The organism is Acidovorax sp. NN32 (assembly GCF_057597245.1).
The window spans coordinates 1,217,882-1,233,043 of the sequence record NZ_CP199679.1; the positions used below are offsets into that span (position 1 = coordinate 1,217,882).

At 63.6% G+C, this 15,162-nt stretch carries 13 protein-coding genes; all 13 read left to right on the forward strand.

Annotated elements, in window-relative coordinates:
- Positions 1-54: 54 nt before the first annotated feature.
- On the forward strand, positions 55-3,981 hold the full coding sequence (locus ACT89O_RS05660; protein ID WP_487262060.1) for a DUF3683 domain-containing protein: 3,927 nt from the start codon (positions 55-57) through the stop codon (positions 3,979-3,981).
- Positions 3,981-4,412, forward strand: a complete 432-nt coding sequence (locus tag ACT89O_RS05665) for an HIT family protein (protein ID WP_487262061.1) — start codon at positions 3,981-3,983, stop codon at positions 4,410-4,412. Before ACT89O_RS05660 ends, ACT89O_RS05665 begins: the two co-directional genes overlap by 1 nt.
- Before the next feature lie 80 nt (positions 4,413-4,492).
- Positions 4,493-4,915 carry a gamma-butyrobetaine hydroxylase family protein gene (locus ACT89O_RS05670; RefSeq protein ID WP_121507416.1) on the forward strand — a complete coding sequence of 141 codons (423 nt, stop codon included), beginning with the start codon at positions 4,493-4,495 and terminating at the stop codon, positions 4,913-4,915.
- 214 nt (positions 4,916-5,129) lie between these two features.
- Positions 5,130-5,861 carry a bifunctional demethylmenaquinone methyltransferase/2-methoxy-6-polyprenyl-1,4-benzoquinol methylase UbiE gene (ubiE, locus tag ACT89O_RS05675; protein WP_121507415.1) on the forward strand — a complete coding sequence of 244 codons (732 nt, stop codon included), beginning with the start codon at positions 5,130-5,132 and terminating at the stop codon, positions 5,859-5,861.
- 36 nt (positions 5,862-5,897) lie between these two features.
- Complete coding sequence (locus tag ACT89O_RS05680) at positions 5,898-6,911, forward strand: Tim44 domain-containing protein (RefSeq protein WP_055399128.1); 1,014 nt, start codon at positions 5,898-5,900, stop codon at positions 6,909-6,911.
- Positions 6,912-6,965: 54 nt separating this feature from the next.
- The gene (locus ACT89O_RS05685) at positions 6,966-7,577 is read left to right on the forward strand and encodes a ubiquinone biosynthesis accessory factor UbiJ (RefSeq protein WP_121422473.1); all 612 of its coding nucleotides are present in this window, start codon (positions 6,966-6,968) and stop codon (positions 7,575-7,577) included.
- Complete coding sequence (ubiB, locus tag ACT89O_RS05690; RefSeq protein ID WP_121422474.1) at positions 7,574-9,139, forward strand: ubiquinone biosynthesis regulatory protein kinase UbiB; 1,566 nt, start codon at positions 7,574-7,576, stop codon at positions 9,137-9,139. The genes ACT89O_RS05685 and ubiB overlap by 4 nt, the downstream gene beginning before the upstream one ends.
- 171 nt (positions 9,140-9,310) lie before the next feature.
- Positions 9,311-10,762 (forward strand): high affinity choline transporter 1, encoded by a 1,452-nt coding sequence (locus ACT89O_RS05695; RefSeq protein WP_121422475.1) that lies wholly within the window; start codon positions 9,311-9,313, stop codon positions 10,760-10,762.
- Between the two features lie 89 nt (positions 10,763-10,851).
- Positions 10,852-11,196, forward strand: coding sequence for an FmdB family zinc ribbon protein (locus ACT89O_RS05700; RefSeq protein WP_218298691.1), 345 nt, complete (start codon positions 10,852-10,854; stop codon positions 11,194-11,196).
- 9 nt (positions 11,197-11,205) lie between these two features.
- Positions 11,206-11,829: a DUF502 domain-containing protein gene (locus tag ACT89O_RS05705; protein ID WP_055399363.1), complete on the forward strand. Its 624-nt coding sequence runs from the start codon at positions 11,206-11,208 to the stop codon at positions 11,827-11,829.
- A gap of 40 nt (positions 11,830-11,869) precedes the next feature.
- Positions 11,870-13,672, forward strand: a complete 1,803-nt coding sequence (gene aspS / locus ACT89O_RS05710; protein ID WP_121507410.1) for an aspartate--tRNA ligase — start codon at positions 11,870-11,872, stop codon at positions 13,670-13,672.
- A gap of 154 nt (positions 13,673-13,826) precedes the next feature.
- Complete coding sequence (locus tag ACT89O_RS05715) at positions 13,827-14,642, forward strand: CsgG/HfaB family protein (RefSeq protein ID WP_369801375.1); 816 nt, start codon at positions 13,827-13,829, stop codon at positions 14,640-14,642.
- A gap of 18 nt (positions 14,643-14,660) precedes the next feature.
- Complete coding sequence (nudB, locus tag ACT89O_RS05720) at positions 14,661-15,128, forward strand: dihydroneopterin triphosphate diphosphatase (protein WP_055399114.1); 468 nt, start codon at positions 14,661-14,663, stop codon at positions 15,126-15,128.
- The last annotated feature ends 34 nt before the right edge of the window (positions 15,129-15,162 follow it).

Sequence of the window (15,162 nt, forward strand, 5' to 3'; positions counted from 1 at the left end):
ACGCGGGGAGGGCACCGTGGCATAAAATCACGCCCCCACCCCAGGTAGACCCCCATGAATGTTCCGATCGCGTTGGCGGCCTTGCAGACGCAGGCCGCCGAGCCTGCCCGTCTGCGAGAAATTCCCTATAACTACACCTCGTTCTCCGACCGGGAGATCGTGATCCGCCTGCTGGGGTCCTCATCCTGGGAGGTGCTGGACCAATTGCGCAAAGAGCGCCGCACCGGCCGCTCGGCCCGCATGCTGTATGAAGTGTTGGGCGACATCTGGGTCGTGCAGCGCAACCCTTACCTGCAGGACGACCTGCTGGACAACCCCAACCGCCGCAAGCTGCTGGTCGATGCCCTTCAGCACCGCCTGGGCGAGATCGAAAAGCGCCGCACCCCTGCCGATGACGCCGGACGCGACCGCCTGGTGGGTGAACTGGTCGTCGCTGCGCGCCGCGCAGTGGCCGAGTTCAATGCCACCTTCGAGCAGGCCGCGCAACTGCGCCGCCAGATCCAGAAGACTCTGGGCCGCCTGACGGCCAAGGACAACATCAAGTTCGACGGCCTCTCCCGCGTGAGCCATGTGACCGATGCGACCGACTGGCGCGTCGAGTACCCGTTTGTGGTGCTGACCCCCGACACTGAGGTCGAGATGGCGGGCCTGGTCAAGGGCTGTATCGAGCTGGGCCTGACCATCATTCCCCGTGGGGGCGGCACCGGCTACACCGGCGGCGCCATTCCGTTGACGTGGAAGAGCGTGGTCATCAACACCGAAAAGCTTGAAGCCATGACCGAGGTGGAGATGCGCTGCCTGCCGGGCCTGGACCGCGAGGTGGGCACGGTGTGGACCGAAGCTGGCGTGGTCACCCAGCGCGTGGCCGATGCGGCCGAGCGTGCAGGTTTTGTGTTTGCGGTGGACCCGACCAGTGCCGAGGCATCGTGCATTGGCGGCAATATCGCCATGAACGCGGGCGGCAAGAAGGCCGTGCTGTGGGGCACGGCGCTGGACAACCTGGCCAGTTGGCGCATGGTCACGCCCGACGCCCAGTGGCTGGAGGTGACGCGCCTGGACCACAACATGGGCAAGATCCACGACGTGGAGACGGCCACCTTCGAGCTGCAGTATTTCGAGGCCGATGGCAAGACGCCCGTGCGCACCGAGCGCCTGAGCATCCCGGGCAAGACTTTCCGCAAGGAAGGCCTGGGCAAGGACGTGACGGACAAGTTCCTGGCGGGCCTGCCCGGCATCCAAAAGGAAGGCTGCGACGGCCTGATCACCAGCGCGCGCTGGGTGGTGCACCGCATGCCCGAGCACACGCGCACCGTGTGCCTGGAGTTCTTTGGCAACGCCAAGGACGCCGTGCCCAGCATCGTCGAGATCAAGGACTTCATGTTCGCCGAGCAAAAGCGCAGTGGCGTGCTGCTGGCGGGCCTGGAACACCTGGATGACCGCTATCTGAAGGCCGTGGGCTACGCCACCAAAAGCAAGAAGGGCAACGGCGGCCTGCCCAAGATGGTGCTGATTGGCGACATCGCGGGCGACAACGCCGACGACGTGGCCCGCGTGACCAGCGAGGTCGTGCGCCTGGCCAACACCCGCAGCGGTGAAGGTTTTGTGGCCATCACGGCCGACGCGCGCAAGAAGTTCTGGGCGGACCGCAAGAAGACGGCGGCCATCAGCCGCCACACCAACGCCTTCAAGATCAACGAAGACGTGGTGATCCCGCTGCCGCGCATGGCCGAGTACACCGACGGCATCGAGCGCATCAACATCGAGCTGAGCCTGCGCAACAAGATCAAGCTGTGCGACGCGCTGACCGAGTTCTTCGAGCGCGGCAACCTGCCCCTGGGCAAGCATGACGCCGACGACGAAGTCCCATCGCCCGAGCTGCTGCAGGAGCGCGTGGCCCAGGCCATCGCCCTGGTGGAAGAGGTGCGCGCCCTGTGGCAGGGCTGGCTGCACGATGTGGAAACGCTGTTCCCCCAACTGCAGGACCACACCCTGCGCGCGAGCTGGAAGACCCAGCTGCGGGCGCCGCTGCAAGGCATCTTCACTGGCGCGGCATTCAAACCCATCCTGGACGAGGCTGTGGCCATCCACAAGCGCGTGCTCAAGGGCCGCGTGTGGGTGGCGCTGCACATGCACGCAGGCGACGGCAATGTGCACACCAACATCCCGGTCAACAGCGACGACTACGAGATGCTGCAGACCGCGCACGAGGCCGTGGCGCGCATCATGGTGCTGGCGCGCAGCCTGGACGGCGTGATTTCGGGCGAACACGGCATTGGCATCACCAAGCTGGAGTTCCTCACCGACGAAGAGCTGCGCCCCTTTGCCGAGTACAAGCGCAAGGTGGACCCGGAAGGTCGTTTCAACAAGGGTAAGTTGCTCCGAAATCAGGAGCTGCCAGCGATTGATGGACAAGCGCTGCAGGCCAAAAATGCTTCGAATGCTTCAAACGCTGCGTTGATGCACGCCGATTTGACGAATGCCTACACGCCCAGCTTCGGGCTGATGGGCCACGAGTCGCTGATCATGCAGCAGAGCGACATCGGCGCGATTGCCGACAGCGTGAAGGACTGCCTGCGCTGCGGCAAGTGCAAACCCGTGTGCTCCACGCACGTGCCACGCGCCAATTTGCTCTACAGTCCGCGCAACAAGATCCTGGCCACCTCGCTGCTGGTCGAGGCGTTTTTGTACGAAGAGCAGACCCGCCGGGGCGTGAGCATCAAGCACTGGCAGGAGTTCGAGGACGTGGCCGACCACTGCACGGTGTGCCACAAGTGCGAAAGCCCCTGCCCGGTGAAGATCGACTTCGGCGATGTCACCATGAACATGCGCAACCTGCTGCGCAAGATGGGCAAGAAGACGTTCCGGCCTGGGAACGCGCTGGCGATGACCATGCTCAACGCCACCAACCCGGACACCATCAAGTTCATGCGTTCGGCCATGGTGGATGTGGGCTTCAAGGCTCAGCGCCTGGCCGTGGACCTGTTGCGCAAGGTGGGCCGCAAGCAAACGGCCAAGCCGCCTGCGACGGTGGGCACGGCTCCGATCAAGGAGCAGGTGATCCACTTCATCAACAAGAAGCTGCCGGGCGGCCTGCCCAAGAAGACGGCGCGCGCGCTGCTCGACATCGAGGACAAGGACTACGTGCCGATCATCCGCAACCCACAGGCCACCACGGCCGAGACGGAGGCGGTGTTCTACTTCCCTGGCTGCGGGTCAGAGCGGCTGTTCTCGCAAGTGGGCCTGGCCACCCAGGCCATGCTGTGGCACGCGGGCGTGCAGACGGTGTTGCCGCCTGGGTACCTGTGCTGCGGTTACCCGCAGCGCGGTTCGGGCCAGTTCGACAAAGCCGAAAAGATGATCACGGACAACCGCGTGCTCTTTCACCGCGTGGCGAACACGCTCAACTACCTGGATATCAAGACCGTGGTGGTGAGTTGCGGCACCTGCTACGACCAGCTGCAGGGCTACGAGTTTGACAAGATCTTCCCGGGCAGCCGCATCATCGACATCCACGAGTACCTGCTGGAAAAGGGCATTCAGCTGCAAGGCAAGGGCGCCTATCTGTACCACGAGCCCTGCCACAACCCCATGAAGCTGCAGGACTCTATGAAGACCGTGAAGGCGCTGGTGGGCGAGCAGGTCTTGAAGAGCGAGCGTTGTTGCGGCGAGTCGGGCACGCTGGGTGTGACTCGACCTGACGTGTCCACGCAGGTGCGTTTCCGCAAGGAAGAGGAAATCAAGAAGGGCGAGGCCAAACTGCGCGAGAGCGGTGCCGTGGGCGCCCAGGACAACGTGAAGATTCTCACCAGCTGCCCCAGCTGCCTGCAGGGTCTGAACCGCTATGAAGGCGACCTGAACAATGGCCTGCTCGAAGCCGACTACATCGTGGTCGAGATGGCGCGCGAGATTCTGGGCGAGAACTGGATGCCTGAGTACGTACACCGTGCCAACAACGGCGGCATTGAGCGGGTGCTGGTCTGATGACCTGCCTCTTGTGCGCTGAAGACGGCGGCGCATTGGTCTGGCGTGGCGAGCGCCTGCGTGTCATCCGTGCGCATGAGGCGGGGTTTCCTGCCTTCTATCGCGTGGTGTGGAATGCACATGCGGCCGAGTTCTCGGACCTGGCTGCCGTTGATCGTGTGCACTGCATGGAGGCAGTGGTCCTGGTGGAGCTGGCCCTGCGCCAGCACCTGTCGCCCACCAAGGTCAACATCGCGGCGCTGGGCAACATGGTGCCGCACCTGCACTGGCATGTGATTGCGCGGTTTGACTGGGACAGTCACTTTCCATCGCCCGTGTGGGCGGCGGCACAGCGGCCCAGCCCGGCGGCGCAAGAGGCCGGCGTACGGACCCTGCTGCCCGCGCTGGAGGCGCAGTTGCAATCGCGGCTGGCGCAGTTGCCTACCCGGTAACCCTGTTTGCGGTGTGCCCCGGAGCGGGTGGGACAATCGCGGAGGTCGTTTCTGACAACAGTTTTCTCACAGGTGAATCCATGGCAGGTTTGAAAGCGGGTGCGCCCACGCCGCAGGCAATCACGGTGCACGAGGCATCGCGGGTGCTCGAAGTAGGGTTCTCCGATGGCACCACGTTCCGCATTCCGTTCGAGCTGATGCGTGTGTATTCGCCGTCGGCCGAAGTGCAAGGCCACGGCCCAGGCCAGGAAGTGCTGCAGACGGGCAAGCGGGAGGTCACGCTGGTCAACCTGGAACCCGTGGGCAACTATGCGGTCAAGCCCACGTTTTCTGACGGGCATGACAGCGGCATCTTCACCTGGGACTACCTCTACGAACTGGGCGACAAGCAAGACGCGCTGTGGACCCAGTACACCGAGCGGCTGGCCGCTGCGGGGGCGGACCGCGATGCGCCGATGGCGCCTCAGGGTGGTGCCGGTGGCCATGCCTGTGGCAGCCATTGAGGCTGCGGGCCGGGTGTATTTATGGCGGAGCGCAGAACACGGCGGAAGCCCTTGTCTGTCAAGGTGCTATTGAAATAGTAGCTGTTGGTGCAATATAGAAAAGCGCTGGCGGCTGATTTCTTTTCAATAGCGTTGTCCAAATTGCGACAGATGCCCCATTTCAGTGCGGGGTTGTCGCTGTACCTCTGGCGTTCACGCGCCTAGCATGAATCTTATGAGCACCACGCATTTCGGTTTTCAGTCGGTGGACGAGCAGGAAAAAGCACGCCGCGTGCGCGGCGTGTTCGACTCCGTGGCCTCCAAGTACGACGTGATGAACGACCTCATGTCGGCGGGCCTGCACCGTGCCTGGAAGGCCTACACCGTGATGGTGGCCAACCTCAGCGAAGGCAGCCAGGTGCTCGATATTGCAGGGGGCACGGGCGACCTGGCGCTGGCGTTCTCCAAGAAGGTGGGCGCCACCGGCCGTGTGGTGCACACCGACATCAACGAAGCCATGCTGCGCGTGGGGCGCGACCGCCTGATTGATGCGGGTGTGGTGTTGCCGACACTGGTCTGCGATGCCGAGAAGCTGCCGTTCCCCGACGCACATTTCGATGTGGTGAGCGTTGCTTTTGGCCTGCGCAACATGACGCACAAGGACCAGGCGATTGCCGAAATGTGCCGCGTGCTCAAGCCCGGCGGCAAGCTGCTGGTGCTGGAGTTTTCAAAGGTCGCTAAGCCACTCGAGAAGGTGTACGACTGGTATTCGTTCAAGGTGCTGCCCCAGTTGGGCAAGCTGGTGGCGGGCGACGACGCCAGCTACCGCTACCTGGCCGAGTCCATCCGCATGCACCCCGGGCAGGAAGAGCTCAAAAGCCTCATGCAAAAAAATGGCTTTGGGCATGTGGACTATCACAACATGACAGGGGGCATTGTGGCCTTGCATGTTGGAATCAAGTGCTGAGCGTTTCGCTCAGTCATTAACGGAGACGGAGAAGTCATGATGAAACTGTGGTCTGTGGTGTTGGTTGCGATGCTGGCGTTTGCGCACGCCGATGCCGACGCCCGGCGACTGGGCGGTGGTAAATCGACGGGGCAGCAATCGAGCAACGTTACGCAGCGTGAGTCGGCAGCGCCGGGTGCGCCCGCCCAGAATGCGACCAATGCGGCGGCTGCCAAGCCGCCTGCTGCGGGTGCAGCTCCGGCCGCTGCTGCGGCCAAGAAGCCTTGGGGCGCGATGCTGGGTGGCCTGGCCGCTGGCCTGGGCTTGGCCTGGCTGGCCAGCTCGTTGGGGCTGGGTGCAGGGTTTGCCAACATTCTGATGATTGCGTTGCTGGCAGTGGCCGCGTTTGCCATCTTCAAGATGGTGATGCGCGCACGCAGTGGCGGTGGCAACGGTGGCGCTGCTGCCGGTGGTGCGCCTTTCGCGTTCCAGGGCGCGGGTGCTGCCACGCCCGCCGCAGCGCAGGTGCCTCCGCAGTACAGCCCCAACAACGTGGGCAACGACGCCTCGGCGCGCCCCTGGGAGCGCAGCAGCATGGCGTTTGATGCCTCGCGCGCTGCTCAAGGCGGTGCGGGTTCGGGCGTGGTGATCGGCTCGGGCCTGTCCGGGTCGCAGAACTGGGGGATTCCTGAAGGCTTCGATACCGAGGGCTTCCTGTCTGCCGCCAAGCGCAACTTCGTCACCTTGCAAGCGGCCTGGGACCGTTCGGACATCGCCACCCTGCGCTCCATGATGACCGACAGCATGCTCGGCGAGATTCGCACCCAGCTCACGGAGCGCGAAGACCACCGTGGCATGCAGCCCAACCACACCGATGTGGTCATGATCGAAGCCCAGTTGCTGGGCATTGAAGACCTGGGCGACGGCTACATGGCCAGCGTTGAGTTCTCCGGCATGATCCGCGAAGAGCCCTCAGCCGGCCCGAGCCCCTTCCGCGAGGTCTGGAACATGACCAAGCCCAAGGCCGGCAGCAGCGGCTGGCTGGTGGCCGGCGTGCAGGCCCTGCAGTAATAAAGGAAATGCCCCGCTGTGGGGCTATCCCAGTTCAGGGAATAATCGGGGACTATGGCAACACCACAGTCCCCTTTTTCGTTTCTGGACGGCCTCTTTGAGCGTGTGGCCGCCGGCCCCCAACCCCCCCAGTGGCTCGTGCATGAGATGCAGCAGCGCATGGTGCTGTTCCTCAACCATGTACTGATGCAGGAAAAAGAGGCCATGGACCGCCTGGTGCGTCAGAAGGGCCGCATCGCCCGCGTGCAGTGGCGTGCGTATTCGATGGCCCTGGTCATCACGCCCGCTGGGCTGTTCAACCTGGCGCACGAAACTGCCGCGCCCGATCTGCAGCTTCACGTCACCGAGACGTCTCCCTTTGCGCTGGCCCAGACGGCCCTGCGGGGTGACAAGCCCGCCATCCGCATTGAGGGCGATGTGCAACTGGCCGCCGAAATCAACTGGCTGGTCGATCACGTGCGCTGGGATGTTGAGGAGGACTTGGCGCGTGTGATCGGTGACGCTCCCGCCCACACTGTGGCGCAGGTGGCGAGCCGCGCTGCGCAGGCGCTGCGCCAGTTTGTGGGCACGCGCGTTGCACCAACGTCGTCAGCCGTCGCGCCCATGCCATCCGGACCCTCCACGCCTTCCGCGCCAAACAGCGGTTCCGACCGGGCTGGCGCATGAAGCAGTTCCTGAGGGGCGGCGCCATCCTGTGGGTGGTGTTCCGGTACGGCCTGGACGCCATGGTGCTGGACAGTTTCCAGAAGCCCTGGCTGCGATCGGTATCGCGCGTCCTGTCGTTCGGGCGCAACCTGGATGCACCGCGCGGCCAGCGGCTGCGCTTGGCGCTGGAGCGCCTGGGGCCCATCTTCGTCAAGTTTGGTCAGGTGCTTTCGACACGCCGCGACCTGCTGCCGCCCGATGTGGCCGACGAGCTGGCCCGGCTGCAGGACCGCGTGCCGCCGTTCGACCCGGAGATCGCCATCGCCACGATCGAGCGGGCATTCCGGCGGCCGGTGGATGAGGTCTTCACGTTCTTCGATCGCGTGCCGGTGGCCAGTGCCTCCATTGCGCAGGTGCATTTCGCCACGCTGCGGGACCGCCATGGCATCGAGCGCGAGGTGGCGGTCAAGGTACTGCGCCCGGGCATGTTGCCCGTGATCGAGAAAGACCTGAGTCTCATGCGCATGATGGCCGGGTGGGTGGAGAGCCTGTCGGCCGACGGCAAGCGCCTCAAGCCCCGCGAGGTGGTGGCCGAGTTCGACAACTATCTGCACGACGAACTGGATCTGGTGCGGGAGGCCGCCAACGCCGCGCAGCTACGCCGCAACATGCAGGGGCTGGACCTGGTGCTGATCCCTGAGATTTTCTGGGACTTCTGCCACCCCGAGGTCATGGTGATGCAGCGCATGAACGGTGTGCCCATCAGCCAGATCGAGCGCCTGCGGGAAGCCGGGGTGGACATCCCCAAACTCGCGCGCGACGGCGTCACCATCTTCTTCACCCAGGTGTTCCGTGACGGCTTCTTTCATGCCGACATGCACCCCGGCAACATCCAGGTGAGCCTGGATCCGGCCACCTTTGGGCGCTATATCTCGCTGGATTTCGGCATCGTGGGCACGCTCACCGAGTCTGACAAGGAGTACCTGGCGCAGAACTTCGTGGCGTTCTTCCGGCGCGACTACAAGCGCGTGGCGGAGCTGCACATCGAAAGTGGCTGGGTGCCGCCTGAGACGCGGGTGAACGACCTCGAATCGGCCATCCGCGCCGTGTGCGAGCCGTACTTTGATCGCCCGCTCAAGGAGATCTCATTGGGCATGGTGCTGATGCGCCTGTTCCAGACCTCGCGCCGCTTCCACGTCGAGATTCAGCCCCAGCTGGTGCTGCTGCAAAAGACCCTGCTCAATATCGAAGGCCTGGGCCGCGAGCTGGACCCGGAGCTGGACCTGTGGAGCACGGCCAAGCCCTTCCTGGAAAAGTGGATGCTGGAGCAGATGGGGCCGCAGCGCCTGTGGCGGGAGCTGCGGGCCGAGGCGCCCCACTATGCCAAGCTGATTCCCGAGCTGCCGCGCCTGCTGCACGACGCCTTGCGGCAGCGCCCGGCTGACCAGCAGCAAGCCTTGCGCGAACTGCTGGAAGTCCAGCACCGTACCAACCGGCTGCTCCAGTCCATCATTTATGGCGGCGTCGGTTTTGTGCTGGGCCTTCTGGCGATGCAGTTGTTTGTGCGGATGCGGATTTTCTGAAACGGTGCGAACGGCACGAAAGTTGCCTTCATAATCCGCTGCAACTTTTGTTACGAATTTTGTAGCAAAGTGGTCACCCCTGGATCTGCAGGGGCCTCGGCGTGTCGGCCCACGGCACGCCGGGCGCACACCTGCTTTTTGTAACCTTCCTTGGAGTTTCGGAGCGGCGCCATGCTGATCACATTCATCGTTCTGTACCTGCTGGTCTCGATTGGTATCGGCCTGTATGCCGCCACGCGCGTGCACAACACGGCCGACTATGCGGTGGCGGGCCGCAGCCTGCCCCTGGCTGTGGTGATAGCCACGACCTTTGCGACCTGGTTTGGATCGGAAACCGTTCTCGGCGTGTCAGCCCGGTTTGTGGATGGTGGGCTGGGTGCGGTGGTGGAGGACCCATTTGGCGCCTCCATGTGCCTCGTTCTTGTGGGGCTGTTTTTTGCCTACAAGCTTTATAAGAAAAACCTCATCACCCTGGGTGACTACTACCGCCAGCGTTACGGGCGTGTGATCGAAGTGGCTTGTTCAGCCATCATCATGTTCAGCTACCTGGGCTGGGTGGCAGCGCAGATCACGGCTCTGGGGCTGGTGTTCAACCTGCTGACGCAGGGGTATGTGTCCGTCACCATGGGCATGGTCATCGGTACGGTCATCGTTCTGGTCTACACCCTGTATGGCGGCATGTGGTCGGTGGCCATGACCGACTTTGTCCAGATGATCGTGATCGCCGTGGGGCTGCTGGCCATCGCCTGGTACGCGGCGGACCTGGCCGGGGGTGCGGGCAAGGTTGTGGAATATGCCGCGCGTGAAGGCAAGTTCCAGTTCTTCCCCACAGGTGGGCTCAAGGAGTGGACCTTTTTCTTTGCCGCCGCGATCACGATGATGCTGGGCTCCATACCCCAGCAGGATGTTTTTCAGCGCGTGATGTCGTCCAACAGCGCCGAGACAGCGCGCACCGGCCCGGTCATCGGAGGGGTGCTGTACCTGCTGTTTGCCTTCATCCCCATGTTTGTCGTTACGGCCGCCGTGTTGGTCATGCCCGAAACCGCCCAGGCGCTGCTCAAGGACGATCCCCAGAAAGTGCTGCCCACGCTGGTGATGGAACGCATGCCGCTGATTCTTCAGATCGCCTTCTTTGGCGCGCTGCTGTCGGCCATCATGTCCACCGCATCGGCCACGTTGCTCGCACCGTCCACCACTTTTGTGGAGAACATCCTGCACAACCTGCGGCCTGGCATGACCGATGCCCAGACACTGAAGGCCATGCGCATATCGGTGCTCGTGTTTACCGCCTGCGTGCTCACTTACGCGATCACCATGCAGGGAACGTCGATCTATGAACTGGTGTCGGGCGCTTACCAGGTACCGCTGGTGGGGGCTTTTGTCCCCCTGGTGTTCGGCCTGTACTGGAAGCGCGCGACCACCCAGGGCGCCATCCTGGCGGTGGCCATGGGCCTGGGTGTGTGGCTGCTGTTTGTGGCCAGCCCCATGCTGTCCGAAGCGTTCCCGCAGCAACTGGCTGGGGTGCTGGCGGCATTGGTCGGCATGATCGGGGGCTCGCTGGCACCGCAGTGGATCGACGACCACAAAGGCCACGTCACCCACTACGAGGGCAGCGCCAGCTGATTGCATTACCCCATGCCCAGTGCGTGGGGCTTGAGGATGGGCATGCCGCCTATAATTGAGGGTTTTGCACTTTCCCTCAACACACTGACATGCCTATTTACGCCTACAAATGCGGCTCCTGCGGCCATGCCAAGGATGTGCTGCAAAAAATCTCTGATGCGCCCCTCACGGTGTGCCCCGCCTGCGGCGCGGAAGCATTTTCCAAGCAGGTCACAGCGGCCGGCTTCCAGCTCAAGGGCTCGGGCTGGTATGTGACCGATTTTCGCGGTGGCAGCGGTGGCAGTTCTGCCCCTGCGACGGACAGCAAGACGGAACCGAAAGCCGAGGCCGCGGCGCCGGCAAGTTCTGGTGATGCTCCTAAAAAAGAAGCATCTGGAGCAGCGGCATCAAGCGCTGGTGGCAGTTCTACCACTTCCACCTCCTCTGCGAGCTGAGTGACCCTCATGGCTGCCTTGCGCAAGTGGCTGTTGACCGGCCTTCTGGTGATCGTGCCAGGGGTTATCACGGCCTGGGTGCTCAACTGGATCGTGAGCACGCTGGACCAGACCCTGCAAATCCTGCCTGTTGCATGGCATCCCGACAAGCTGCTGGGCTTTCACGTCCCGGGCTTTGGCGTGGTTCTCACGCTGCTGATCCTGTTGGTGGTCGGTGCCGTCGCCAGCAATTTCGCGGGCCGCAAGCTCGTGCAGTGGGGCGATGCGGTGGTGCACCGCATCCCGGTGGTGCGTTCGATCTATTCCAGCGTCAAGCAGGTGTCCGACACGCTTTTTTCAGAAAGCGGCAATGCCTTTCGCAAGGCCGTGCTGGTGCAGTGGCCGCGCGAGGGCGTCTGGACCGTGGCCTTCGTCACTGGCGCGCCCAATGGCGAGGTGGCGGCATACCTGCGCGATGAATTCGTGAGCGTGTATGTGCCCACCACGCCTAACCCCACCGGCGGGTATTTTGTGATGCTGCGCAAGAGCGACTGCGTCGAGCTCGACATGAGCGTGGACGCCGCCCTCAAATACATTGTTTCGATGGGCGTGGTCGCTCCGGCTGACCCCACGCTTGTTTCCCACAGTAAGTAAATCCCTTTAACGCGCCCCTTGGGCGCCGGAAGTTTCTGCCATGGCCATGCGTTCCCACTATTGCGGTCTTGTGACCGAAGCCCTGATGGGCCAAACCGTTACCCTGTCTGGCTGGGTGAACCGTCGTCGTGACCATGGCGGCGTGATCTTCATCGACCTGCGCGACCGCGAAGGCTACGTGCAGGTGGTGTGCGACCCCGACCGTGCCGAGATGTTCAAGACCGCCGAAGACGTGCGCAACGAGTTCTGCGTGCAGGTGGTGGGCCTGGTGCGCCCCCGCCCTGACGGCACGACCAACGACAAGCTCAAGAGCGGCCAGATCGAAGTGCTGTGCCATGAGCTGAACGTGCTCAACCCCTCGGTCACGCCTCCGTTCCAGATGGACGACGAGAACCTGTCGGAAACCACGCGCCTCACGCACCGTGTGATGGACCTGCGCCGCCCGCACATGCAGCGCAACATGATGCTGCGCTACAAGACCTCCATCCAGGTGCGCAACTTCCTGGACAAGGAAGGCTTCATCGACATCGAAACGCCCATGCTGGGCAAAAGCACGCCCGAAGGCGCGCGCGACTACCTGGTGCCCAGCCGCGTGCACGACGGCCAGTTCTTCGCGCTGCCCCAGTCGCCCCAGCTCTACAAGCAGATGCTGATGGTGGCTGGCTACGACCGCTACTACCAGATCACCAAGTGCTTCCGCGACGAAGACCTGCGCGCCGACCGCCAGCCCGAATTCACGCAGATCGACTGCGAGACGTCGTTCCTGGGCGAAGAAGAAATCCGTGCGATCTTCCAGCGCATGATCACCGAGGTGTTCCAGCAGCAACTGGGCGTGGACCTGGGCGAATTCCCGATCATGACTTACCAGGAAGCGGCTTTCCGCTTTGGCTCGGACAAGCCCGACCTGCGCGTAAAGCTCGAATTCACCGAGCTGACCGAAGTGATGAAGGACGTGGACTTCAAGGTCTTCTCTGCTCCCGCCACCACCAAGGGCGGCCGTGTGGTTGCCCTGCGCGTGCCCGGCGGCGCACAGATCTCGCGCGGTGAGATCGATGCCTACACCGAGTTCGTGAAAATCTACGGAGCCAAGGGCTTGGCCTGGATCAAGGTCAACGAAGTGGCCCAGGGCCGCGAAGGGCTGCAGTCGCCCATCGTGAAGAACCTGCATGACGCGGCCATCGCTGAAATCCTCAAGCGCACGGGTGCGCAGGACGGTGACTTGCTGTTCTTCGGTGCCGACAAGGAAAAGATCGTCAACGATTCCATCGGCGCGCTGCGACTGAAGATCGGCCACAGCGAGTTCGGCAAGAAGAGCGGTCTCTTTGAAAACCGCTGGGCGCCGCTGTGGGTGGTGGACTTTCCCATGTTCGAGCACGACGAGGAAGAAGACCGTTGGACGGCCGTGCACCACCCCTTCACCAGCCCCAAGGACGGCCATGAAGAGTTCATGGCCACCGATCCCGGCAAGTGCATCGCCAAGGCCTACGACATGGTGCTCAACGGCTGGGAGCTGGGCGGTGGCTCTGTGCGTATCCACCGCGCCGATGTGCAAAAGAAGGTGTTCGATGCGCTCAAGATCACACCCGAAGACGCACAGGCCAAGTTCGGCTACCTGCTGGACGCCCTGCAGTACGGCGCGCCCCCACACGGTGGCCTGGCCTTCGGTCTGGACCGCCTTATCACGCTGATGACCGGTGCGGAATCGATCCGTGACGTGATCGCTTTCCCCAAGACCCAGCGCGCCCAGGACCTGCTCACGCAGGCGCCTTCGCCCGTGGACGAAAAGCAGTTGCGCGAGCTGCACATTCGCCTGCGCAACATCGACGCTGTCAAGGCAGCCTGATCCGGGGCTTTCCCCGAACCCGGCGCGGATCCACTCTCGTGGCATCGCACGACAAAGCGGCAAGGGCTTGGCAGCCTGCGCCGCTTTTTTCTTGGCCAGCCCGCGCCCTCGGCGATGTGGCTCTGGCACTGAAAGGACACTTTCCATGCGTTCAATGACGACCCGGGCTTTGTGGATGGGCGCCGTGCTACTGGCCCTGGCAGGTTGCGGTGAAAAGAAGACCGAACTGGGCCAGGGCGGTTCCGTGGTCACTGGCTCGGCAGGGCCGGCGGGGGCCAGCAACGCTGCGCGCGAACTGGTGCGCTGCGAGGCGCCCGTGGCCACGCTGGCGCTGGCAGAAAACCCCAGCGGCTACACCATGGGTTCGGGCTACAGCCTCCCGCCATCCCCCGTGCCCCTGGTCAAGCTGCTGGCCCAGCAAAGTGGCTGCTTTCGTGTGGTGGACCGGTCGGCCGGGCTGCGCGGAACCATCCAGGAGCAGGATCTCAAGGACTCCGGCGTGCTGCGCAAGAACAACTCCACCGTGGCAAAGGGCAAGGGCTACGAGGCGCAGTACACGCTCACACCCAGCCTCACGTTCAGTGAGCAGGACGCGGGACGGGGCCTGGCGGGCGTGATTGCCATGATTCCGGTGCTGCGCGACATCGCGGGCCTGGCCGGCATGGTGGAGCAGGTCAAATTCAAGGAGGCGCAAACGGCACTGCTGCTGTCCGACAACGAAACCACCGAGCAGGTTGCCGCCGCCACCGGGTCCGCACGCACCACTGACCTGGGCGTGGGCGGGCTCGTGTTCGGCAAGCTCGGGGGCGCAGCGGGTGCGGGCTGGAGCAATACCAACGAGGGCAAGGTCATTGCCGCTGCCTTCCTGGACGCGCACAACCAGTTGGTGGTGCAGGTCAGGGCGCTGCAGGCCAAGGAGCTGCCGCCGCCCGTTCCCACCACTTCAGCCCCGCGTTCCAAGGCCGGGTAGAGAGGGAAGGTGTCGCCCATGGTGCCGACCGCGCAGCACAGGCCCTACAAGCTTCCAGAGTCGGTGCTGGTGGTCATCCACACGCCCGCCCTGGAGGTGCTGCTGATCCGCCGCACGGGCGGTGATGGGCACTGGCAATCTGTCACCGGGAGCAAAGACCGCCTTGATGAGTCGTTTGAAGAAACCGCCCGCCGCGAAGTGGCCGAGGAAACCGGCATTGACGCGCGGGCGCCCGGCTGCCTGCTGACCGACTGGGCCTTGGAGAACGTCTACGACATCTGGCCGCAATGGCTGCACCGATACGCCCCGGGGGTCGTGCGCAATCGCGAGCGGGTGTTTGGCTTGTGTGTGCCAGCAGCTACGCCCGTGGTACTGAGTCCTCGTGAACACGATGCTTTCGAATGGTTGCCGTGGCAGCGCGCGGCCGAGCGCTGCTTCTCGGCCTCCAATGCTGAGGCCTGCTTACTGCTTCCTCGTTTTGTGTAGGCAGACGTTGGTGCGCGCCCCGCACTGCGCGCGG